The following is a 21441-nucleotide window of genomic DNA, read 5'->3' on the forward strand; positions in this document are numbered from 1 at the left end:
CGCTTTTAACAAGTGAGGCACTATGGAAGAATTCATCAAAACGATAGCCGCGCATATCGGACTCGCGATTGAATCGATAGGCATTTTAATGATTGCAATCGGCACCGCAGTTACGCTTGCGAGGGTGTTGCAACATATCCTGGTGCAACGACGAAACAACGCTGAACAACGCGACGTATACCTGCGATATGCTGGATGGCTGGTTGCCGGCCTGACCTTCCAATTGGCCGGCGATATCGTACATACCGCCATCGCACCCAACTGGGATGATATTGGCAAGCTGGCGGCGATTGCGCTTATTCGTACCTTCCTTACTTACTTTCTGGATAAGGATATGGAGTCCATGCGGGAAAAGCAGAAGTTGCACGCAAATACCTGAACTTCTGTTGTTCGCGTACCGGAAGTATTGATCCGTATCAGGGTCTCAGCCGCGACGCCGGAACCAGCCCGCCAGCGACAAACGATCACGCGTTGCCGGCAACACTTCATGCGGCATGCTGGCCGAGAGGAACAAGGCCAGGCGACCGGCGAGCGGCAAGACTTCAATTGCCGGTTTGTCTTCCGGATGCATGCGCAGTGCACCGCCATGCTCGGGCAACCATCCTTCATTGAGGTAAATCACTGCTGAAATGGTGCGCTTGTCGTCATCGCGGAAACGATCGAGATGGGTCTGGTACGCAGTGCCCGGCGGATAAAAGGCGAAATGACTTTCGTATTCTTCGAGGCCGAGGAAGAAGCTGCGATTCAAGGCCAGTCGCAATTGATCCATTAATTGCAGATAACTGTCACAAGCCGGTGACTGCCCCGTTCGCAGCCACACAATGTGGTCACCGCGTATATCAGGACGTATCGTTTGTTCTTCGCCACGACCTATGCCCGCCTTCTTCAGCGCACCGGCCGCCATCAGGGCGCGACATTCTTCTGCCAGTGCCGCACTCAAGCCGGCGGATAAAAATCCATCCTGTTGCGACCAGCCCTGATCAAACAAGTCATTCCCTATGCGCAGCTCGAGCTCCTCGCTCAAGTGCGTATTTGGTTCATCCTGCGCGCTGGAAGCGGTATGCATGGTGTGTCGGCCCGGGAGGCCTGATGGATTTTATTTGGAAGCAGCAGTTTATTCTGTCGCGTCACAATCGGAAAGCAGATTTACTTCGCGACGATCCGATAAACGCAACGTCCGGCATCCGCTAACAAGTGTTGCTCACGGACCACGGTCGCTTCAGCGCCGACAATTTCCTGGAACAGGCGCAATTCGGAGCGACAAAATCCCTGGCAGCTACGTGCGGCGAAACAAATCGGGCAATGATCTTCTATCAACAGCCAATCCTTGCCGTCGCGCTCGACCCGCGCCATATAGCCTTCGGCACTGCGGACTTCGGCCAGGCTCTGCAAACGCTCAGGCAACTTCTTGTTGCTGCATGCCTGCATATAAACAAGCCGTGTTTCTTCTTCGCGCTGGCTGATCATGCGCTCCAGTCCTTCTTCGCCAAACAGCTGGCGCACGCTGCCCAGCAGTTGCACCGTCAGTTGCGCATGGGTGTCCGGGAAACGGGCATAACCGGCTTCGGTCAACACCCAGTTCTGGCGTGGCCGGCCGACGCCGGCGCTCGCCTCTTGCTGTCCGGCAATCAAGCCCGCCGTCATCAATTTTTGTACTTGTTGGCGCGCCGCTTCCGCGGTCATATTCAACTGATGCGCCAATCCTGCAGTCGAAATCGGCCCTTTGGTTTTGATCAGCAAAAGCATGCGTTCATGCGTCGCATCCTTATTTTCAAAGTAATTACTTGCATAATTCATTGCTCAAGCCTATTATCCAAGACAATGTTTGGATAATAGGCCATGACGGCTATCGTGTCGAGGAAAGAATGAGCAATACCCACATACCTACCGCCAGCTGGGGCAGTTTATTGCGCGGCGAAAACGGCTTGCGCGCACTGGCATTGACCGGAGGCGTCGCACTGCATGCCATCAATGTGCATATCGTCACCACCGTTTTGCCTTCCGTCGTACGCGAAATCGGCGGCCTCGACTGGTATGCATGGAACACCACCCTGTTCATGGTGGCGTCCATCATCGGCGCGACATTTTCCGTACGTGTGCTGGCGGCACTCGGGCCGCGCTCGGCCTATCTGTCGGCGCTGCTGACATTTGCACTCGGCTCTGTCATCTGTGCAATGGCGAGTTCAATGCCGATGATGCTGGCCGGACGCAGTGTGCAGGGCCTGGGCGGCGGCTTGCTGGCAGCACTCAGTTACGCGCTGATACGCATCGTATTTGCCCCACCTCTATGGCCGCGTGCGGTGGCACTGGTATCCGGCATGTGGGGCATTTCGACCTTGTGCGGACCGGCGGTCGGTGGCTTGTTTGCGCAAGCCGGTCACTGGCGCTGGGCCTTCTGGACCCTGCTGCCGATTGCATTGGCGCAGGCCACCCTGGTTTTCATCCAGTTACGTCCGGATAATCTGGTCGAAATCCCGAAACACACAAGCCCGCCCGCAGTGCCGCTGCAACAAATCGCTTTGCTCGCTGCTTCGGTATTGGCCATTGCGGTCGGCAGCATGTCGCCACTATTGCTATGGCAAGCCCTGGGGGTCGCCATCGGCCTGCTGCTCGGCGTGGCAGCCATCTTCTGTGAGCGCCGGGCCAGCGTCCACATGTTGCCAACCCGCGGCACTGATCTCGGCACACCACTGGGTGCTGTCTATGCCAGTGTCGCCCTGCTGCTGATCGGCATCATGACTGAAATTTTCGTGCCCTACTTCCTGCAAACCCTGCACGGCCACGCTCCCTTGACTGCCGGTTACCTGACGGCGGCGATGGCTGCCGGCTGGAGCATAGGTTCGCTCTGGTCGTCCGGCCATCAACAGGCCGGCGCGGCCCGCCTGTTACGCACCGGACCGGCTTTATGCACGATCAGCTTGCTGGCGCTGGGCATACTGATTCCATTCGATCTCGGCATGCATGTACATCTGCAGACGACGCTCTGCGCAGTGGCACTCGCCGGCGTGGGTGCCGGCGTCGGCATCGGCTGGCCGCATCTGGTGACACGCGTCATGACGGCGGCACCGAAAGGCGAAGAATCCACCGCATCCACCGCCGTAACCACCGTGCAGCTGTATGGCATGGCAATCGGTGCATCGATTGCCGGACTGGTGGTCAACGCGGCCGGCATCACATCTCCGGGCGGCGTGGCGGGTGCGCAAGCGGCGGCGGCCTGGCTGTTCTTCAGTTTTGCGCTGGCACCGGCGATGGCAGTACTGCTGGCGCGTCGTATCAATCCCAAGGTTTAGCCCAGTCCATCAATAAAAAAGCGGTGCCACCTCGAAAGGTGCACCGCTTTTTTCTGTTTACAACGATTAGTAAGTACCGGGGATCAGGATATTTTTATCGACTTTCTTGACATCGGTCAGGCCACAAAATGCCATCGTCAAGTCGAGTTCGTTTTCAATAATCTTCAGGCATTTGGTCACGCCTTCTTCGCCCATCGCGCCCAGCCCATACAGGAAGGAACGACCGATATAAGTGCCCTTCGCACCAAGTGCCAGCGCCTTGATCACATCCTGCCCGGAGCGTATGCCGCCATCCATTTGCACTTCAATCTGGTCACCAACCGCTTCGACGATAGACGGCAAGGCCGCGATGCTGGACAAGGCGCCATCCAGCTGGCGACCACCGTGGTTGGAAACAATAATGGCATCGGCACCACTGGCCACCGCCAGGCGTGCGTCTTCGGCATCCATGATGCCCTTGATAATCAGCTTGCCGCCCCAGCAGCGCTTGATCCATTCAACATCTTTCCATGACAGCGCCAGGTCGAATTGCTGCGAAGTCCATGACGACAACGAAGACATATCCGAGACATCGCTCGCATGGCCGACGATATTGCCGAAACTGCGGCGCTTGGTACCCAGCATGCCCATACACCAGCGTGGCTTGGTCATCATGTTGATGATGTTGGCAACCGTCAATTTAGGCGGTGCCGACAAACCATTTTTCAAATCCTTGTGGCGTTGTCCGAGGATCTGTAAATCCAGCGTCAAAACCAGTGCCGAACATTTCGCAACCTTGGCGCGTTCGATCAGGCGTTCGATAAAGGGACGGTCCTTCATCACATAGAGCTGGAACCAGAACGGCTTGCTGGTATGGGCCGCGATATCCTCGATCGAGCAGATGCTCATGGTCGACAGCGTGAACGGGACACCGAACTTTTCGGCCGCACGGGCTGCAAGGATTTCGCCATCCGCATGTTGCATACCGGTCAGGCCGGTTGGTGCAATCGCCACCGGCATATGTACTTCCTGCCCGACCATGGTGGTCTTGAGCGTGCGGTTTTCCATATTCACCGCGACCCGCTGGCGGAATTTCATAGGTGCAAAATCGCTGCTATTGGCCCGGTAAGTCGACTCTGTCCATGAGCCGGCATCGGCGTAATCGTAGAACATGCGGGGGACACGCTTCTGCGCCAGTACGCGCAAGTCTTCGATATTGGTAATCACCGACATGGAAATCTCCTTTTGAACGAGCTATGCAATTGATGCGTTATTGGTGTGTGCAAAGCCGGGTTTGATACCGGATTCTTGATTTTTCTGGCATCTATTCTATTTCTTCCCTGTCGGCATTGAGATGAATGTTTTTAACCTATAAGCTGTGTTTTGGCTCATGCCCGACTTCCGGCATCAGTATTCACAGTAGCAATACTAACAATATGCTCGATATATATTGCATTTCATATGCAACATATTTAAACTTTGACCTTTGCAAGGCATGCGCTGGTTTCAGATGGCATGCGTCAACACCGCAACTTTATAAAGCAGCTCCGGACCGGCATGCTGTGATGTAATGCCGGATCAAGTCATTTCGCTAGGAGCAGTATGGTTCAATCGGCTTGGAAGTCGCTCACCCGCATCTTCCCGACACCCGGTACCGTTGATCGTTATGAAAAAATGCGCGCCTGCGCCGGCGCCTTGTTCGGTCTCGTCCTCACCGGCTTATGCAGCTATTTCATCCTCGGTAAAGATATCCATGCAGCCTGGCTGATCGCCCCCATGGGCGCATCGTCGGTCTTGCTGTTCGCAGTCCCGGCCAGCCCGCTGGCGCAACCATGGTCCATCATGGGTGGCAACATCCTGGCCGCCATCATAGGCGTGACCTGCGCCAAGCTGATCGATGAACCGATCCTCGCCGCCGGTGTAGCTGCGGCACTGGCGATCGCCGCGATGTTCGCCGCCCGCTGCATCCATCCGCCCAGCGGTGCGGTCGCGCTGACTGCCGTACTCGGCGGGCCGGCGGTACATGCGATGGGCTACAGCTTCGTCATCATCCCGGTCGCCTTGAATTCCGCCCTGCTACTGATCACCGCACTGTTCTACAACAATGCCACCGGCCGCCGCTATCCGCACCGCCCCCTGCCACCGGACACTGCCAACAAACACAACACCAGCGATGTCGCGCCGACCGAACGCATCGGTATTGCTCCCGCCGACCTGGATGCAGTATTGACGCGCTACAACCAGGTACTGGATATCAGCCGCGACGACCTCGAAGCCATCATGCTGCAAACCGAAATGCAGGCTTACCGCCGCCGCCTCGGTGAAACTGTTTGTGCGGCGGTCATGTCCAAGGATGTAGTCACCGCCGAATTCGGCACCACTTTGGCTGAAGCATGGACACTGCTCAAGCAACATGACCTGACCGCCCTGCCCGTGATAGATCGCGCCCGCCATGTCATCGGCATCGTCACCAAGGCCGACTTCCTCAAGCATGCGGAAATCGAACCGCATGAAGGTTTGACCGAGCGCCTGAAGCATTTGATCACGCCGTCGATGCTCAGCCATACAGAGAAGCATGAAGTAGTCGGGCAAATCATGACTACCGAAGTAATGACTGCCGATGCCAATCAATCCATCCTGGATTTGGTGCCGCTGATGTCGGATTCGGAACTGCACCAGGTGCCGGTCATTGATGAGCGTGGACGCCTGGTCGGCATGATTTCGCAAACCGATATGATCGCCGCCCTGTATGAACACAGCCTGACCAGCGAATATGTAAAACCCTGATTTTCTGTAGCCGCAGCTGCCAACGAGGAGAAACAATGCAAAGTACCAATGACGCAGTCAACCTGGCTTTATCCAAAGCCATCGTGGACCAGGCACCCGATGCCATCATCTTCGCCGACCAGGAAGGCTTGATCCGTATCTGGAACAGCGGCGCGCAAAGGATTTTCGGCCACAAGGCGGAAGACGTGATTGGCGGCCCGCTCGACATCATCATTCCTGAACAACTGTTGCAAGGCCATAACAACGGTTTTAACCATGCGATGTCATCCGGCCAGATGAAATATGCGGACAAGGTACTGACCACACGCTCCATGCATAAGGACGGCACCCGTATCTATGTCGATATGAGCTTCGGCTTTGTAAAGGATGAAGCCGGCAAAATACTTGGCGCATTGGCTGTCGCACGCGACATTACCGAACGCCAGGCCAATGACCGGGCCCAGCGCCTGCGCATCGCCGAACTGGAAAAAGCAGTGCAGGAAAAGAACGCGGACAATAGCTAATCGCATCGCTCAATAAAAAGCGGCAAACAGCCTCACGCTGTTTGCCGTTTTTATTTGCCTGCATGCCGAGCCTGGAAGACTAAATCCGGATGCGTCGCGTTATTGACCGGCTTGCGCCGTCTTCATCTTGCGCAGCAATTTGGCCAATCCTTCGCCATGTACCAGGCGCATCTTGTTTTCAACTGCAAACTGCATGGCATTTTGCGTAAAGTCACCGGACGTAATATAAAAGCAATCATGCGCACCGCGTGCTTCCTTGGCTTTAACCAGCTCGCGCAAAGGCTCAACGCCGGTACTCGCTGCTTTCCAGCGCTTGCAACTGACCAATGCAGTACGTCCCTGGCTGCTGATCGAGAAATCCGCTTCCGGCAAATCGATACGCGTCAGTTCAAAGCCATCACGCTTCAGCGCATTTTCGATTTCCACTGAAAAATCGCGCCACGCCATCCCTCGTACCGTTTTCAGGATTTCCGCTACGCGCGCCTGGCTGGGCTTGCCCCATTGGCGGCGCAAGGCAATCACGCTGACAATCATGAAAGGCATGCCGGTAAAGATGCCGTAAATCACATACTGCCTGGGAACAATTGCCACCGCAATCAACGCGATTACTAGTGCGATGCCTCCGCTCACCCACCACGGCGAGCGCAGCAACAAGGCAAAGATCGAATTTTGAGCCATCTTGAATTTCACGTGTCACCTCTTGGTTTCTTTGGCACGCATCATAACGCAGTTCGATTCCCTGGCAAAAAACTGCGCGTTTTTTCCTTTAAGATATGCCGCTATGACCAACACAATCCCCGGCGAAATTGCCGCACAATTGGCAAGCGCACATACCATTCTTGCTCGCCATCTTGGCGATACCCTGCAAGCCATCCATTTATTCGGTTCCTCTGTTGATGGCGGACTCAAGGCACAGAGCGATATCGATTTGCTGGTCACGGTAAGCCGCGCACCTGATGAAGCTGTCAGGCGCGCATTGATGATGGAACTACTGTCTATCTCGGCATGGCCGGGCACGGATGACTCCTTGCGTGCGCTGGAAGTCACCGTACTCGCGCACGAGCAAGTCATTCCATGGCGCTACCCGGCACGGCGTGAATTGCAATTCGGCGAATGGCTGCGGGAAGACCTGCAGGCCGGCATCTTCGAACCGGCAATGATAGATCCTGACCTGGCGATCCTGCTGACCAAGGCGCGACAACACAGTGTCTGTCTGTTCGGTACTCCGGCATCCGTTTTTTTTGATCCGGTACCGCCCAAAGATTTCACGCGAGCCCTGGTGGATACCATTTCACAATGGAATGAAGAAGCGGACTGGCTGGGCGATGAACAAACGGTCGTGCTCGCGCTCTGCCGCATCTGGTACAGCATCGTTGCCGGTGGCATTGCGCCCAAGGATATTGCCGTGGCATGGGTAATGCAACGCGCGCCGGATGAGCATCAAGCCATCTTGCAGGCCGCACAGGCAAGTTATCTTGGCACAGAGCCCGACCAACTACCCGACCGGATGCAGGAAGTAAGCGCATTCATACACTATGCAAAGTCAGTAATAGCAAACATGCGCATATCGTAACAATGATATAGCCGCGGCATTAGCCGGATTCCATCCGACATCAGGTAAGATCAGGCATCAGCTCACCCATACCTGAAAGTTACGTCGCCATGCACACACCAGCCACCGTTCCTCTCACCGATGCCATGCGTTCCTTCATCGAAGGTATGCCAAAGACCGAGCTGCATCTGCATATCGAAGGTACGCTGGAACCTGAATTGCTGTTTGCACTGGCACAGCGCAACAAAATTGAATTGCCTTACGATAGCGTCGAGAGCCTGCGCGCGGCTTATGCCTTCACCGACCTGCAATCCTTTCTTGACCTCTACTATGCCGGTGCCAATGTCTTGCGTACCGAACAGGATTTCTACGACATGACCGCCGCCTATATTGCGCAGGCACGTGCCGACCAGGTGCGTCATGCAGAAATTTTCTTTGACCCGCAAACACATACCGAACGTGGTATCCCGATTGAGATTGTATTTGCCGGGATCGCCCGCGCGCTGCGCCACGCACGTGACGAATATGGCTTCACCAGCGTGATGATCATGTCTTTCCTGCGTCACCTGTCGGAAGCGGAAGCCTTCATCACACTGGAACAGGCATTGCCGTTGCGCCAGCAGTACGCCGACTTATGGACAGGTATCGGCCTCGACTCGTCGGAGCGTGGCAATCCGCCGGAGAAATTCCAGCGCGTCTTTGCCCGTTGCCGCGAACTTGGTTTCCGCGTCGTCGCCCATGCAGGGGAAGAAGGACCGCCGGCCTATGTCAGCGATGCACTCGACCTGTTACAGGTGGAGCGTATCGATCACGGCGTACGCAGCGAAGAAGATCCGGCGCTGATAGAACGCCTGATCGCACTGCGCATGCCCTTGACGGTGTGCCCGCTGTCCAATCTGAAACTATGCGTGGTGGAGGACATGGCGCAGCACAATCTGGCGCGCCTGTTGCGCGCCGGCCTTACCGTCACTGTGAATTCGGACGACCCGGCCTATTTTGGCGGCTATATGAATGCCAATTACCTGGCGGTGGCCTCGGCACTGGCGCTGAGCCGTGACGAAATCGTACAGCTGGCACGCAATGGCATCGCCGCCAGTTTCATCAGCGTCAGTGAGAAAAAGCGACTGGGTGCGGAGCTGGAACAATACGCTGCTTTACATTAAGCCCTGCATTCACGCTTGCGTCACGCCCTATCCTTACTACACTACAGGCTAGTATGTTTTCCATTCGTACCATGCAGATAGGCGACTACGACTCAGTCGCCGCCCTGATGCAAGAAACTCCCGGCATCAGCCTGCGCGATGCCGACTCACGGGAAAGTACCGCACGCTATCTGGAACGCAATCCCGGCCTGAGTTTCGTCGCCTGCATCGAGCAGAACATCATCGGCTGCATTATGTCCGGCCACGATGGCCGTCGCGGCTATCTGCAGCATTTGCTGGTACATCCGCAGCAGCGGAAAAAAGGTGTAGCGCATGCCTTGCTCGAAAGCTGCCTCGCCGCACTGGAGCAGATCGGCATACACAAATCCCATATCGATGTGCTCAAGACGAATGAAGCCGGTGCAGCCTTTTGGCAGCATCAAGGCTGGCACAAGCGCACAGATATTGAGCGCTATTCCTTCATCCGTTCCGCTGACGCCAACGCCTGACTACTTGGCCACCGCAGCATCAGCTGTCATTTCCGTCTTTGCAGCTTTCGGCTTGAGCCGCGATACGCCAAACATGACAAGCGCCAGGCCACCCAACTGGAATGCGGAGATCGGCTCACTCAGTAATACCCAGGATGCCAATACCGTCAGCACCGGACCGAGGCTGCCCACTGCCGCCGCCTGCGTTGCACCCATGCGCTGCACCGCCAAAGCCAGCCAATAGACCGGCAGCACTGTCGACACTACCGCCATCAAGCCAGCATTGAGCCAGACTGCAGACGGTAAAGCCGGCAAGTCAGATACATTGCCGCTGAACGCAAAATGCATGATGACGAATATCGAAGATGCACTACCGGCCAAACCGGCCAGGCGCATCGAGCCGAGCCTATGCACCATCGCACCGGTGCCAAGGTAATAAAAGGCATAGGTAACGGCACTGGCAAAGACCCATGCCGCTCCTTTTATGACCTGCGCACTGTGTTCGGTCATCCCCACATCGTGGATGAAAGCAATGGCGAGGCCGAGGTAGCAAATCGCCATCGCCTGCACCACGCGTGACGATGGACGGCGACGTGTAGCAATCGCCTGGAACACCAGCACCATGGTCGGGTAAAGATAGAGGATCAGGCGCTCCAGTCCGGCGCTGATGTATTCCAGCCCATAGAAATCGAACAGGCTCGACAGGTAATAGCCAACCATACCCAATAAACAAATGCGCAAGCCATCCATCGCCGTCAGTCGCTCCGCCTGCGGATCGCGACTCAGCCACACCAGCCAGGCGAACAAAGGCAACGCCAGTCCCATGCGTAAGGTCAGCAAGGTCAAGGCATCGACCGGGCCCGCGGCATAGCCCAATTTGACAAAAATTGCCTTGAGACTGAAACCGGCGGCGGCCAGGATTGCATACAGGCGGCCGTCTGCCGCCCATTGCTTGAATGACAAGTTAAAGGATTTCATCGTTTAGATATTCCATAGATTCCTTATTCTGGCGCGAAGAGAAGCAGGCTAAAATGCTTATTTCAGCAAGTTAGGCTTCTCGCCAGGAGAAAGCATGCACTTCGACCTCATAGATTTACGCCTGCTGGTAGCGATCGCCGACGCCGGTAGCCTGAGCAAGGCGGCGGCCTCCTTTCCCATCGCCTTATCGGCGGCCAGCAATCGCCTGCGGCATTTCGAGCAACGTAGCGGCCTCACCCTGTTCCAGCGTTCCGCCGAAGGCATGCACCTGACGCCGGCCGGTCGCCTGGTGCTGGACCGGGCACGCCATGTCTTGCTCGAAACCGAAAATCTCAAAGACACGCTGCGCGACCTCACCGGGCAGCGCCGGATTACCTTGCGCCTGGCCGGTACTACGGTTGCCAATAGCACCTTCCTGCCGGCAGCACTCGGCCCTTTCCTCGCCGACTATCCGGAAATCGACCTGCAACTGGTCGAACACAAAAGTGCGGATGTACTGCTGGCGGTGCAATCGGGTGAAGTCGAAGTCGGCGTGCTCGATGGCAACCTGGCTACCAGCGACGTGATCCCCTTGCCGTTCCGGCACGACAAACTGGTGTTGCTGGTCCCGAGCGGACATGCGCTGGCCGAGCGACCTTCAGTGCAGTTAAAAGATGCGCTCGGCTTTGCCTTCGTCTGCCTGCCGCCGGAACGCGCGATGCAACGCTTCATCGAAGAAATGGCGGTGCAGAATTCGCGGCCGCTACGGGTACGGGTGCGCGCCCCCAGCTTTTATGCAATTGCCCAACTGGTAGCGGAACAGGCCGGCATCGCGATGCTGCCGGAAGCGGCTGCCTTGCGCCACATACGGGAGTTACCGGTGCATATGGTCGCGCTGGAAGATGCCTGGGCCACACGCGAGCTGCGCATTTGCATACGCGCATGGGACACACTGTCTACACATGCGCGCCAGTTGGTCGACTACCTGGTTGCCAACGACCAGCCACACGCAGAAGCACGCAGCCGCCTGTAAACATTCTTTCCGTGCGCAAGGATGGCGCGCCCAGGGAAGTCGCGCAGGCCTCAACATGCGTGCATCTGTTAACTTTATTCGGTCTATAAGCAATGCCTGCTGCCATTCCGGCAGATATCCGGGCATACTCATGCTAACTACCCTGTTGAATTAGCTTTCCCCGATGGAAACGAAGCCTTACACCCCCAGCGCCAGCTTCATTGATCTCTTGATCGATGCAGTTTTTGCCGTCGATGTGGATGGTCGTGTGCTCTTTGCCAGTGCTGCATGTGAACGCATTTTTGGCTACACACCGCAGGAAATGCTGGGACGCATCATGTTCGACATGGTCGTGCCGCAAGATCGCGAACGCACCCGGCAATCTGTCAAATATGTGATGGCAGGTGAACCACAACTGCATTTCGAAAATCGCTACATCCGCAAAGACGGCCAAATCGCCTACATTATGTGGTCGGCACGCTGGTCACCGACGGACCAGGTCCGCATCGGCGTCGCACGTGACATCACCGAACGCAAGCGGGCCGAATCCATGCGGGCCGTGCTCTACTCGATTTCTGAAGCCGCTGCCACCGCCGAAGACCTGAACACGCTATTTCAAAATATCCATCAAATCATAGGCACCTTGCTGCCTACCGATAATTTTGCCGTTGCGCTATACGACCAGGAAAGCGATGAGCTGAGTTTTCCTTACCATATGGACGAGCACGAGCCGACACCCACGCCATGCAAACCGGCCGGCACGCTCTGCGCGGCTGTGATCCTGGAGGGGCAACCGCTGCTGCTGACACCTGAAACCTTGCAGGAGCATGTCAGTGAGCAGCAAGTCATGCTGGCCGCCATGCCGCTGTGCTGGCTCGGCGTCCCGCTCAAGTCGCACAAAGGCACGATCGGTGTGTTGGTATGCAAAAGCTACCCGGGCGGTATCCGCTACAGCGAACAAGACAGGGAATTACTGCAATTCGTTTCGACCCAGATCGCCACCGCAATCGAACGCCAGCAAATGCAAGCCCGCCTGCAATACATGGCGCAATACGACCAGCTCACAAGCTTGCCGAATCGCGCGTTACTGTATGACCGCTTGCAAGTCGCCTTGCTGAAGGCGCGCCGCGAACGAGGCTGCCTGTCCTTGCTGTTCCTCGACCTGGATAAATTCAAACTGGTCAACGATACCCTCGGCCATCATGTCGGCGACCTCTTGCTGCAGGAAGTCGCGCGACGCCTGAAGCAATGCCTGCGCGAATCAGATACGGTGGCGCGCGTTGGCGGCGATGAGTTTGTCATCCTGCTGCAGCTCATCCCATTGCCGGAACAGGCGGCACTGGTCGCCGAAAAAATCCGCCACGCCTTGTGTCCGCCCTTCCATATCGATAAACACGTACTCAATATCGTGCCGAGTATCGGCATCGCGCACTATCCCGAGCATGGCAATGATGAGGCGCAATTGCTGAAGCACGCCGACCAGGCCATGTATCTGGAAAAACACAGCCGTGATCGCAGTCGGCAAACTGCAGAGCTGGGACTTCCGGAGTAAGCTTTAGCTTTCGTCGATACGCATACGCATGAAACACGATCTCTCATCCCTCAGTTATCAGGATCGCATCCACCAGGAACTGGACAAGCTCGGCATCTCGCTCGAAGTAATTGCCGCGAAGCGCCTGCCCTTCTACGCCGAAGCGCAAGAACTGACGGTTGCCGAAACAGATGCGCAAGGTCGTGAATATCAAATGACGCCCGCTACCGCAAAGGCCTGGCATGCAATGAAGGCAGCCGCCGCCAGCGACGGTGTGGTGCTGGAAGTGGTATCCGCATTCCGCTCGATAGAGAGGCAGATAGAAATCATCCAGTACAAACTGGACCGCTATATGGCGATGGAAAAGATCCTGACCCTGAGCGCACCGCCCGGCTATAGCGAACATCACACCGGACGGGCGATTGATATCAATACACCGGGTTGCATGGCAACCGAAGAAGAATTTCAGGACACGGAAGCCTTCCGCTGGCTAAGCGTGCATGCCGGCCGCTTCGGCTTTACCTTGTCCTATCCACGCGATAACACCCTGGGTTTCATCTACGAACCCTGGCACTGGTGCTTCCAGCCGGATCGCGATCAGGCTTAGGGCAAGCAGCCATCACATCTTCTTTTGTAAAAACTCCAGGAAGCAACTGATACGCCGCGACAATTGCGTATTGCGGTAATACACCGCATGTATCGGTCGCTGGTAACCGGTGTAATACTTCGCCAGGATAGGCACCAGCGTGCCCGCCGCTATATCTTTCTTGGTCATGAATTCCGACAGGCAGGCGATGCCTTGCCCGGCCAGCGCCAGTGCACGCAGGGTTTCACCGCTCGACGCATAGATCGCCGGCGTGGTCGCCAGCCATTCGCCACCGTCAAGACGCAGCGGCCAGCTATTGCCGTTTTCATATTGCAGGAAGCCCAGGGTCTGGTGTTGTGCCAGATCCGCCGGTTTCTTCGGTGTACCGTGCCGTTGCAGGTAATCCGGACTGGCCAGGATCGCCATCGCACCGGACCGCAAGGGACGCGCATGCAAGGTGGAATCCGTTAATTCGCCGACGCGTATCGCGATATCGGTCCTGTGTTCGAGCAAATCGGCAATCTGGTCATTGCTGGTCAACTCCAGTGTGATATCCGGATACAGTTCGCGGAATTCCGCCACATGCGGCACGATCACATGCAGGATGAATGGCGATGCCGCATCGATGCGCAGGCGTCCGCTCGGACGTTGCCGCCGGACCCGGATCGATTCCTCTGCCTCATCCAGCGCCGCCAGGATGGCACGGGCCTGGTTCAGCAAGAGCCGCCCTTCATCGGTCAGTTCCATGCGCCGTGTCGTACGCGTCAGCAACGTCGTCGCCAGTTTTTCTTCGAGGCGCGCCAGCGCACGACTGACCGCCGAGGTGGTGAGCCCCAGGTGCTGTGCGGCGGCACCCAAAGTGCCACTATCGATGACAGCGACAAAGGTCTTCAAATCGTCCGAATTGATATCCATTATTGATCCAAACGCAAATATTATTTGATAGTACCGCTATTTCTCTCAACAATAAATAAGCGCATAGTAGCTCCGTCAGCATCAAATCCGCTCAACAAAGGACAAGAACATGAAAGTATTTATTACAGGCGCAGCAGGTTATATCGGTGGTTCGGTCGCAGCACGCCTGCTGCAGGAAGGCTATACCGTACGCGGTTTGGTGCGCACCCCGGAACAAGCCGACAAGGTAAAGCAGCTGGGTATAGAGCCGGTGATCGGCACCCTCGATGATGCAGCCATCCTGGCTCGTGAAGCACAACAGGCGGATGCCGTTATCAATGCCGCCAGTTCCGACCACCGTGCCTCGGTGGAAGCGATGCTGGATGCACTGGCCGGCTCCGGCAAAGCCTTCATCCACACCAGCGGTTCCAGCGTAGTCGGCGACGATGCGCGTGGTGTATGGAAATCAGACAAGGTCTACGCCGAAGATACCCCGGTCGCCGTGGTACCTGAAAAAGCCGCCCGTGCTTCGCTCGACCAGTTGATACGCGATGCCGCCAAACGCGACGTCCGTTCGGTCATCCTGTGCAATACCATGATTTACGGCACCGGCCTCGGTGCCAGCGCTAACAGTGTGCAAATTCCACCACTGGTCGCACAGGCGCAAAAAAGCGGCATCGCCCGTTACGTCGGCAAAGGTGTCAACGTCTGGTCGAACGTACATATCAAGGATGTGGTTGAACTGTACCTGCTCGCCCTGAAAAATGCGCCGGCCGGTTCTTTCTACTTTGTCGAAAATGGTGAAGCATCGTATGCAGATATCGTCAGCGCGATTGCCAAACGCCTGAAGCTGGGTGAACCACAATCATGGCCGGTCGAAGAAGCGATCAAGGAATGGGGCTTCGGTCATGCGGTGTATTCCTTCGGTTCGAATAGCCGTGTCACGGCAGCACTGGCACGCAAGGAACTGGGCTGGAAGCCAACGCATACATCCGTCTTGGCCTGGATCACGAACGACATGAAAATCTGAGTCCAACTACTCAATCTTTCAATTGCTCCAGGCGTTGACGCAGGAAGTCACGCAAGCTGACCACGGCAGGCGATAGCATCAAACGATGCGCGCACACCAGGTTCAGCGGCGCAAGCTCTCCCTGATAATTGGGCAAGGCCGCCAGCAAGCGGCCTTTTTTCAAATCATGGCTGACATCCAGCCGCGATTTATATGCAAGCCCGTTCCCCGCCAGCGCCCAGCGCCGTACCAGGTCGCCATCGTCGCTGATACGATCGCCATCGACCGCCACGGTTTCAATCTTCTTGTTGCGCCAGAAATCCCAGCGCTCATGTATTGCATCACCCAGCACAAAGCGCAGGCAGTTATGTGATTGCAGGTCGGCCAGTTTCTTTGGTGCCGGATGACGCTTGAAGTATGCCGGCGACGCACATAGCACGCGGCGATTGTCTGCCGCCAGTGACAAGGCCACCATGCCGGAATCTTCAGGTTCGCCATAGCGTATAGCCACATCTATCGTCTGGCGGTACAAATCGGCGAGGCGATCACTGATACGTATGCGCAAGCGTAGCGCCGGATATTGCGCCTGGAACTCATCCAGCCAGGGCAACATGACATTGCGTCCGAGATCGGATGGAATCGATAAGCTCAAATCGCCACCTATCGTTTGCGCATCCCGCGCCACGCTGGCAGCACCTTCATCCACAGCCAGCAGCACTGCGCGTGCATGCACCAGGTAGCGTTCGCCATCCGCGGTCAGCCGCAGGCTGCGCGTGGAACGTACGAACAGGCGCGCGCCCAGTGCCGCTTCCAGTCGCTTCAAGGCGGCACTGGCGGCAGCAGGAGCGATATCCAGTTCGCGTGCAGCGGCGGACAAGCCGCCACAGTCGGCTGCACGCACGAACAACATCAAATCTTCAATACGCGGTATTTTCATTTTATTTTTGAAAGTGATATTTAATTCAACGTATTTTCAATAAAGAGAATATAGCGGAAACTAGGCCCATCGTTCTTGCCATTTACAAATTTGCACACCGTGTATCTCACAAAGGAAGTTCAAGATGAAAGCCATCGCTTACAAGCAAGCATTACCTATCAGCGACGCACAAGCCTTGCTCGACGTCACCCTGCCCGATCCGATCGCCAAAGGCCATGACCTGCTGGTCGAAGTCAAAGCCATTTCAGTCAACCCGGTTGACGTCAAGGTACGCAGCAGCGCCAATCCAGCGGATGGCGAATACAAAGTCATCGGTTGGGATGCCGCCGGTATCGTGCAGGCGGTCGGTGATGCGGTGACCCTGTTCAAACCAGGTGACCGCGTGTTCTATGCCGGTTCAATTGCCCGCCCTGGTACCAATAGCGAATTGCACCTGGTAGATGAATTCATTACCGGACACATGCCGGCGTCACTCGATTTTGCGCAAGCCGCGGCCCTGCCCCTGACGGCGATCACGGCCTGGGAATTGTTGTTTGAACGCCTTGAAGTCGGGCCTGACAGCAAGGAAGCGATACTCATCATCGGTGCCGCTGGCGGTGTCGGTTCCATACTGGTACAACTGGCGCGTCAGCTGACAGGCCTGACCGTGATTGCGACGGCATCGCGTCCGCAAACACAGCAATGGGTACGCGAACTCGGCGCACATCATGTGATCGATCATACAAAACCCTTGAGCCAGGAATTGAAAAAAATCGGCATAGACAATGTTAAATACGTCGCCAGCCTGAACCAGACCGACCAGCACTTTGGCGAAATTGTTGAAGCCCTCGCGCCACAGGGAAAGCTGGCGCTGATTGATGATCCGGCCGCACTCGACATCCGCTTGCTCAAGCGGAAAAGCATTTCCCTGCACTGGGAATTCATGTTCACGCGCGCACTGTTCGGCACTCCGGACATGCACAAGCAACATGAGCTGCTGAATGAAGTGGCACGCCTGATCGACGCGGGAATTATCAAAACCACTGTCGCAGAACATTTCGGCACGATCAATTCCGCCAATTTGCGCCGCGCGCATGCATTGCTCGAGAGCAATTCATCGAAAGGAAAAATCGTACTCGAGGGATTTTGAAATTAGTTGTTGCGACGCCTGCCAACGATTTTTAGTTAGCAAGCGTCGACGTATAAAGAACGATCTGTATTGTGCCGTTTTATCTTGCAGTCAAAACGACAAGCATCCGTTTTTAACGGATGCTTTTTTTTGCGCAATTCATCAAATAAGTTCGCAAAAAAAATGAAGTGTAATCATCCGTAAACTTTATTTAAATTTCTTCATTTCCCCTATGAAGATTTATTTTTATCAGCGTATTTTTTCATTTCATATGGCAGTCCATACACATGAAAAATACAGACTGATACATCACGAAAACCTGTCCGCCATCTGCCAAAACCCGCCACGCCACGCTGTCTGAAGTAGCCAAGGTTTTGTCGTAAAGAAAAAGATTCCACGACCTAATATCAAGCCAATCCAAACGAAACCAGTCTGCGGCTGGCGCGAGTGGATTGATCCGAAGACAGGTGTTAACACAAAACTTTTTCGTCTGCCCTCCGGTGACTTTGAACGGGACATCAAGGTAAACAACACTCTATCCACACTCAGGAGAATCAAAAATGAAACAGCACATCATTGCAGTCGCTATCACTTCACTGTTCGCCGTATCAGCATATGCAGGCGGTGGCTACGGTGGTCCTGGCGGCGGTCACTCACCTATGCCAGCAGCAAGCGGTAATGTATCTGCCGCTTCAATCGGTGGCGCAGGTGGTGCCGGTGGCGGAGCAATCTCGGGCAACGCAAGCGGCGGCTCAACCACAGGCGGCAACGCAAGCGGTGGCAATGCCACTCAACTCAACTTCGGCGGCACAGCAAATACAGGTGGCAACCTGACAGCTACCGGGGGTGTTAAATCCAGCGGGGGTGACACCAACGCAACCACCACCAGTGCAGCTGCAGTCGGTGCTGCCAGCGCACCCAGCGGTCATTCAGGTCACCATGGCAGCCAAAGCGGCGGCGGCACTGCCAAGGCAGGCGACACAACAGCAACGCAGAAATTTAATGGCAATTCTCTCGCTGTTGGCGGACAAACCAATTCTTCCACCGGCAACGCCGCTTCCGGCAGCGGAAACGGCAACTACGGCGGCAACGGCAAATCGGTCACCATAGGCGGCGACACGAAGAGCGGAGCAGCATTCGGCGGCAACGGTGGCAATGGCGGCAATTCTTCCGCCAGCGCTCACTAAGCCAGGAGAGGATCGGCTATTCATACAGTAGCCGAACAGGAAGAGAGACCACTCTCTTCCTGTTAACAGAATTCATCAGAGTGATGGAGCAGCCATGAAAAGCAATCTTCTTATAGGCGTGCTGGTAGCCTCGATGTTTGCCTTGCCAGCTTGGGCAGGAGGTGTGCATGGACATGGGTCAGGCTCCGGATCTGGCTCGCCCGTACTGCCCACGAACAGTTCATCCTCATCAGCGACCGGTGGTGCCGGTGGTGCCGGCGGTGCGGCAACCGGTGGTAGTGCTACCGGCGGTGCAGCAACTGGTGGTGCGTCCAACGTCTCGGTCTCGGTCGGTACCGGTAGCGGCTCGGCATCACCTGGCGTAGCAGCACTCGGCGCAGTCGGCGCCCCTGGCAGCAGTGCATATAACACCCAGGCCACGGTGCAATATGGCGGCGACTACACCGTCAAGAACGTACCTACTTCGGCACCACCCGCACTGACTACAACCTTGTCCGACACTTGTATGGGATCGGTATCGCTGGGTGTGTCGGCAGTTGGTTTCGGTGTCACAGGCGGCATGACCATGGTGGATGAAGCGTGCGTACGTCGACTCGACTCCAGGGAGTTCCGCGCGATGGGAATGAACGACGTGGCACTCGCCTTGTTATGCCAGAGCGATGCCAATCGCAAGGCGATTGAAGCAACCGGACGCACCTGCCCGAGTGTGCCGAAGCAAGCCGCTGCGGGAGAAGTTCAAACCTATTCAGTCAGCGCACAGAATTCGTCCGAACAATATACCGACCCGGTGGTACGCAAACGCATGGGACTTGAACCGCTGCCATGAGGACTTGCATGAAATTGAAATTGCCTCAGTGAAATCTTGCATGTGACCAACAGAAAGCAAAGGCCCTGCGATGAAGCGAACGATAACAAGCGAACAGATCGCAGCAGCCCTGAAGCAGGAAGAATTGGGCATCCCATTGGAAGATGTATTGCGTCAAGCCGGTGTATCAGAGCAGACGTTTCTTGATTGGAAGAAACGTTATAGCGCCCTTCCCGGCTTTCCGCGCGACTTGCAATGCCTGCATGAAGAGAACAGCAAGCTCAAACAAATCGTCGCAGAACTTGCTCTGGAGAATGCCCGCTTAAAAGATCTGTTAGACGATAAGTAAAGTTCTCAAATCGTAATGTGCGACGCAGCAAATATAGATGCATATCAGTTTAATTAAGCCTATATTGTAGAGAAGAATTAATCAGTAACGACAAGAAATAAATTCCAGCTCTTCAAACTTCTCTAAGGTTTTCTACAGGCAATATTTTTTCTGATATTGAATGCGCCCAAGCAATAAGAACAGTAGCTTGATCGGAGATATCATGGAGCAAATGTCATTCAAATTACCGGCTCTCGCCGACTGTGCGAGAACCATCAAACACATAGGCATCATCGTTTTTGAAGGCGTCATACTCGCCGACGTGATTGGCGCCGCTGATGTGTTTGGAGTAGGCGACAAATTAATTTCCTCTGTCTTTGCCGGACAAGCCGGTTATGCAATTTCCCTGCTTTCATTAAACGGTGGCGTCATACGCTCTTCCACGTGCGTGCAAATCATGACGCTGCCACTGCCGCCACACGATAATCACAGTTTCGACACCATACTGATCGCCAGCGGCACCGGCAATTTCGACGCCTATCGCGACCCCGGCCTGATCGGCTGGCTGCAAGGCATACGCGGTTCGGTGCGGCGTATCGGTGGTGTATGTACCGGTGTCTTTGTCATGGCTTCTGCCGGCTTGCTGGATCATCGCCGCGCGACGACACACTGGGCATTGCAAGACAAATTGATACGCGAGTTCCCGCATATCCAGCTGGAGCGCGATGCCAACACTACCGAAGACGATGGCATCTATACTGCGAGCGATGTCGGCATGGCGACGGACCTGGCACTCACGTTTGTAGAAAATGATTTGGGCAGCAGTGTCGCCAAGCGCGTGGCCGACAGCCTGCAGGTGTGCCATCATCGCCGTGAACAGGCGACTGCACGTCCGGCCCGGGTCACCGAGCCCGTCAAGTGCACCAAGATTCAACAGGCATCGCGCTGGTTCGTGCAACATATGGCAGAACCTATCAGCATCATCGATGCCGCCAATTTTGTTTCAATGAGTGAGCGTAATTTCCAGCGTCAATTCAAACGGGAAACCGGTTGGACGCCACATGAATTCCTGCTGCACCTGCGCCTGGATGCGGTGCGCCACCAACTGAGCGAAACTGATTTACCGGTCGACAAGATTGCCCGTCGTTGTGGTTTTTTAAATGGCGAACATGTGTCGAAATTATTCCGTAAACACCTGTTGATTTCACCTTGCGAATACAGGCGTAACGAACGCGCTGCACAAAGTTCGATGGGCGCCCCCAGCCCTGATCCCATTAACATGAGCCCGCCAATCCTCGTCTTTGACGCTATCTCAAAGAAGACGCTGGCCGATGGTCTCTTGTGAG

General features: G+C 55.7%; 23 protein-coding genes. 16 read left to right on the plus strand and 7 right to left on the minus strand.

Annotation, left to right across the window (positions count from 1 at the left end; all coding sequences use genetic code 11):
- Positions 1–22 precede the first annotated feature (22 nt).
- Entirely contained in the window at positions 23–379 is a 357-nt protein-coding gene (locus ACFQPC_RS05860; protein WP_382270758.1) for a DUF1622 domain-containing protein, read from the plus strand.
- 45 nt (positions 380–424) lie between these two features.
- On the opposite strand, the gene ACFQPC_RS05865 is transcribed toward ACFQPC_RS05860, so the two are convergent.
- Both ACFQPC_RS05865 and ACFQPC_RS05870 read right to left on the minus strand, forming a co-directional pair.
- A complete protein-coding gene (locus tag ACFQPC_RS05865; RefSeq protein ID WP_382270760.1) occupies positions 425–1066 on the minus strand; it encodes a 2OG-Fe(II) oxygenase in 642 nt (213 codons plus the stop codon).
- A gap of 80 nt (positions 1067–1146) precedes the next feature.
- The gene (locus ACFQPC_RS05870; RefSeq protein WP_382270761.1) at positions 1147–1797 is read right to left on the minus strand and encodes a helix-turn-helix transcriptional regulator; all 651 of its coding nucleotides are present in this window, start codon (positions 1795–1797) and stop codon (positions 1147–1149) included.
- A gap of 68 nt (positions 1798–1865) precedes the next feature.
- Between ACFQPC_RS05870 and ACFQPC_RS05875 the strand changes: the two genes are divergently transcribed.
- Positions 1866–3290 carry an MFS transporter gene (locus ACFQPC_RS05875; protein ID WP_382270763.1) on the plus strand — a complete coding sequence of 475 codons (1425 nt, stop codon included), beginning with the start codon at positions 1866–1868 and terminating at the stop codon, positions 3288–3290.
- A gap of 66 nt (positions 3291–3356) precedes the next feature.
- On the opposite strand, the gene ACFQPC_RS05880 is transcribed toward ACFQPC_RS05875, so the two are convergent.
- Positions 3357–4502 carry an alpha-hydroxy acid oxidase gene (locus ACFQPC_RS05880; protein ID WP_382270764.1) on the minus strand — a complete coding sequence of 382 codons (1146 nt, stop codon included), beginning with the start codon at positions 4500–4502 and terminating at the stop codon, positions 3357–3359.
- A gap of 369 nt (positions 4503–4871) precedes the next feature.
- On the opposite strand from ACFQPC_RS05880, the gene ACFQPC_RS05885 reads away from it, so the two are divergent.
- On the plus strand, positions 4872–6056 hold the full coding sequence (locus tag ACFQPC_RS05885; RefSeq protein ID WP_382270766.1) for an HPP family protein: 1185 nt from the start codon (positions 4872–4874) through the stop codon (positions 6054–6056).
- Positions 6057–6091: 35 nt separating this feature from the next.
- The gene (locus tag ACFQPC_RS05890) at positions 6092–6559 is read left to right on the plus strand and encodes a PAS domain-containing protein (protein WP_382270767.1); all 468 of its coding nucleotides are present in this window, start codon (positions 6092–6094) and stop codon (positions 6557–6559) included.
- A gap of 99 nt (positions 6560–6658) precedes the next feature.
- On the opposite strand, the gene ACFQPC_RS05895 is transcribed toward ACFQPC_RS05890, so the two are convergent.
- Entirely contained in the window at positions 6659–7249 is a 591-nt protein-coding gene (locus ACFQPC_RS05895; RefSeq protein WP_382270769.1) for a restriction endonuclease, read from the minus strand.
- A 91-nt stretch (positions 7250–7340) separates the two neighbouring features.
- Between ACFQPC_RS05895 and ACFQPC_RS05900 the strand changes: the two genes are divergently transcribed.
- The 3 genes from ACFQPC_RS05900 (at position 7341) to ACFQPC_RS05910 (ending at position 9762) form a co-directional block, all read left to right on the plus strand.
- The gene (locus ACFQPC_RS05900) at positions 7341–8132 is read left to right on the plus strand and encodes an AadA family aminoglycoside 3''-O-nucleotidyltransferase (protein WP_382270771.1); all 792 of its coding nucleotides are present in this window, start codon (positions 7341–7343) and stop codon (positions 8130–8132) included.
- Between the two features lie 89 nt (positions 8133–8221).
- Positions 8222–9274, plus strand: a complete 1053-nt coding sequence (locus ACFQPC_RS05905) for an adenosine deaminase (protein ID WP_382270772.1) — start codon at positions 8222–8224, stop codon at positions 9272–9274.
- 53 nt (positions 9275–9327) lie between these two features.
- Positions 9328–9762, plus strand: a complete 435-nt coding sequence (locus tag ACFQPC_RS05910; RefSeq protein ID WP_382270774.1) for a GNAT family N-acetyltransferase — start codon at positions 9328–9330, stop codon at positions 9760–9762.
- Here the strand turns inward: ACFQPC_RS05910 and ACFQPC_RS05915 are convergent, their stop codons facing one another.
- Positions 9763–10719, minus strand: coding sequence for a DMT family transporter (locus ACFQPC_RS05915; protein WP_382270776.1), 957 nt, complete (start codon positions 10717–10719; stop codon positions 9763–9765).
- 94 nt (positions 10720–10813) lie between these two features.
- Between ACFQPC_RS05915 and ACFQPC_RS05920 the strand changes: the two genes are divergently transcribed.
- From ACFQPC_RS05920 to ACFQPC_RS05930, 3 genes are all read left to right on the plus strand, one after another.
- On the plus strand, positions 10814–11731 hold the full coding sequence (locus tag ACFQPC_RS05920) for a LysR family transcriptional regulator (RefSeq protein ID WP_382270778.1): 918 nt from the start codon (positions 10814–10816) through the stop codon (positions 11729–11731).
- A 163-nt stretch (positions 11732–11894) separates the two neighbouring features.
- The gene (locus ACFQPC_RS05925; RefSeq protein ID WP_382270780.1) at positions 11895–13262 is read left to right on the plus strand and encodes a sensor domain-containing protein; all 1368 of its coding nucleotides are present in this window, start codon (positions 11895–11897) and stop codon (positions 13260–13262) included.
- Positions 13263–13290: 28 nt separating this feature from the next.
- A complete protein-coding gene (locus ACFQPC_RS05930; protein WP_382270782.1) occupies positions 13291–13848 on the plus strand; it encodes a M15 family metallopeptidase in 558 nt (185 codons plus the stop codon).
- 12 nt (positions 13849–13860) lie between these two features.
- Here the strand turns inward: ACFQPC_RS05930 and ACFQPC_RS05935 are convergent, their stop codons facing one another.
- On the minus strand, positions 13861–14742 hold the full coding sequence (locus ACFQPC_RS05935) for a LysR substrate-binding domain-containing protein (protein WP_382270784.1): 882 nt from the start codon (positions 14740–14742) through the stop codon (positions 13861–13863).
- 109 nt (positions 14743–14851) lie between these two features.
- Between ACFQPC_RS05935 and ACFQPC_RS05940 the strand changes: the two genes are divergently transcribed.
- Complete coding sequence (locus ACFQPC_RS05940) at positions 14852–15751, plus strand: NAD-dependent epimerase/dehydratase family protein (RefSeq protein ID WP_382270785.1); 900 nt, start codon at positions 14852–14854, stop codon at positions 15749–15751.
- Positions 15752–15761: 10 nt separating this feature from the next.
- Here ACFQPC_RS05940 and ACFQPC_RS05945 read toward each other — a convergent pair whose 3' ends face one another.
- Entirely contained in the window at positions 15762–16661 is a 900-nt protein-coding gene (locus ACFQPC_RS05945; RefSeq protein ID WP_382271874.1) for a LysR family transcriptional regulator, read from the minus strand.
- 130 nt (positions 16662–16791) lie between these two features.
- On the opposite strand from ACFQPC_RS05945, the gene ACFQPC_RS05950 reads away from it, so the two are divergent.
- The 5 genes from ACFQPC_RS05950 (at position 16792) to ACFQPC_RS05970 (ending at position 21440) form a co-directional block, all read left to right on the plus strand.
- Positions 16792–17796: a zinc-binding alcohol dehydrogenase family protein gene (locus ACFQPC_RS05950; RefSeq protein WP_382270787.1), complete on the plus strand. Its 1005-nt coding sequence runs from the start codon at positions 16792–16794 to the stop codon at positions 17794–17796.
- 539 nt (positions 17797–18335) lie between these two features.
- A complete protein-coding gene (locus tag ACFQPC_RS05955) occupies positions 18336–18962 on the plus strand; it encodes a hypothetical protein (RefSeq protein WP_382270789.1) in 627 nt (208 codons plus the stop codon).
- 94 nt (positions 18963–19056) lie between these two features.
- Entirely contained in the window at positions 19057–19788 is a 732-nt protein-coding gene (locus ACFQPC_RS05960; RefSeq protein ID WP_382270791.1) for a histidine kinase, read from the plus strand.
- Between the two features lie 70 nt (positions 19789–19858).
- On the plus strand, positions 19859–20116 hold the full coding sequence (locus ACFQPC_RS05965) for a transposase (RefSeq protein ID WP_382270792.1): 258 nt from the start codon (positions 19859–19861) through the stop codon (positions 20114–20116).
- Between the two features lie 211 nt (positions 20117–20327).
- A complete protein-coding gene (locus tag ACFQPC_RS05970) occupies positions 20328–21440 on the plus strand; it encodes a GlxA family transcriptional regulator (RefSeq protein ID WP_382270794.1) in 1113 nt (370 codons plus the stop codon).
- Position 21441: the final 1 nt, after the last annotated feature.

Origin of the sequence: Herminiimonas glaciei (assembly GCF_042664955.1) — a bacterium.
GTDB classification, from domain to species: Bacteria; Pseudomonadota; Gammaproteobacteria; order Burkholderiales; family Burkholderiaceae_D; genus Oxalicibacterium; species Oxalicibacterium glaciei.

Bases quoted from the DNA above. Each gene is read 5' to 3' on its own strand.
- ACFQPC_RS05910 (WP_382270774.1), top strand. From the start codon at position 9,328: ATGTTTTCCATTCGTACCATGCAGATAGGCGACTACGACTCAGTCGCC.
- ACFQPC_RS05925 (WP_382270780.1), top strand. From the start codon at position 11,895: ATGGAAACGAAGCCTTACACCCCCAGCGCCAGCTTCATTGATCTCTTG.
- ACFQPC_RS05970 (WP_382270794.1), top strand. From the start codon at position 20,328: ATGTCATTCAAATTACCGGCTCTCGCCGACTGTGCGAGAACCATCAAA.
- ACFQPC_RS05880 (WP_382270764.1), bottom strand. From the start codon at position 4,502: ATGTCGGTGATTACCAATATCGAAGACTTGCGCGTACTGGCGCAGAAG.
- ACFQPC_RS05955 (WP_382270789.1), top strand. From the start codon at position 18,336: ATGAAACAGCACATCATTGCAGTCGCTATCACTTCACTGTTCGCCGTA.
- ACFQPC_RS05865 (WP_382270760.1), bottom strand. From the start codon at position 1,066: ATGCATACCGCTTCCAGCGCGCAGGATGAACCAAATACGCACTTGAGC.
- ACFQPC_RS05905 (WP_382270772.1), top strand. From the start codon at position 8,222: ATGCACACACCAGCCACCGTTCCTCTCACCGATGCCATGCGTTCCTTC.
- ACFQPC_RS05920 (WP_382270778.1), top strand. From the start codon at position 10,814: ATGCACTTCGACCTCATAGATTTACGCCTGCTGGTAGCGATCGCCGAC.
- ACFQPC_RS05860 (WP_382270758.1), top strand. From the start codon at position 23: ATGGAAGAATTCATCAAAACGATAGCCGCGCATATCGGACTCGCGATT.
- ACFQPC_RS05875 (WP_382270763.1), top strand. From the start codon at position 1,866: ATGAGCAATACCCACATACCTACCGCCAGCTGGGGCAGTTTATTGCGC.
- ACFQPC_RS05890 (WP_382270767.1), top strand. From the start codon at position 6,092: ATGCAAAGTACCAATGACGCAGTCAACCTGGCTTTATCCAAAGCCATC.
- ACFQPC_RS05870 (WP_382270761.1), bottom strand. From the start codon at position 1,797: ATGAATTATGCAAGTAATTACTTTGAAAATAAGGATGCGACGCATGAA.
- ACFQPC_RS05900 (WP_382270771.1), top strand. From the start codon at position 7,341: ATGACCAACACAATCCCCGGCGAAATTGCCGCACAATTGGCAAGCGCA.
- ACFQPC_RS05915 (WP_382270776.1), bottom strand. From the start codon at position 10,719: ATGAAATCCTTTAACTTGTCATTCAAGCAATGGGCGGCAGACGGCCGC.
- ACFQPC_RS05930 (WP_382270782.1), top strand. From the start codon at position 13,291: ATGAAACACGATCTCTCATCCCTCAGTTATCAGGATCGCATCCACCAG.
- ACFQPC_RS05940 (WP_382270785.1), top strand. From the start codon at position 14,852: ATGAAAGTATTTATTACAGGCGCAGCAGGTTATATCGGTGGTTCGGTC.
- ACFQPC_RS05965 (WP_382270792.1), top strand. From the start codon at position 19,859: ATGAAGCGAACGATAACAAGCGAACAGATCGCAGCAGCCCTGAAGCAG.
- ACFQPC_RS05885 (WP_382270766.1), top strand. From the start codon at position 4,872: ATGGTTCAATCGGCTTGGAAGTCGCTCACCCGCATCTTCCCGACACCC.
- ACFQPC_RS05950 (WP_382270787.1), top strand. From the start codon at position 16,792: ATGAAAGCCATCGCTTACAAGCAAGCATTACCTATCAGCGACGCACAA.
- ACFQPC_RS05935 (WP_382270784.1), bottom strand. From the start codon at position 14,742: ATGGATATCAATTCGGACGATTTGAAGACCTTTGTCGCTGTCATCGAT.
- ACFQPC_RS05960 (WP_382270791.1), top strand. From the start codon at position 19,057: ATGAAAAGCAATCTTCTTATAGGCGTGCTGGTAGCCTCGATGTTTGCC.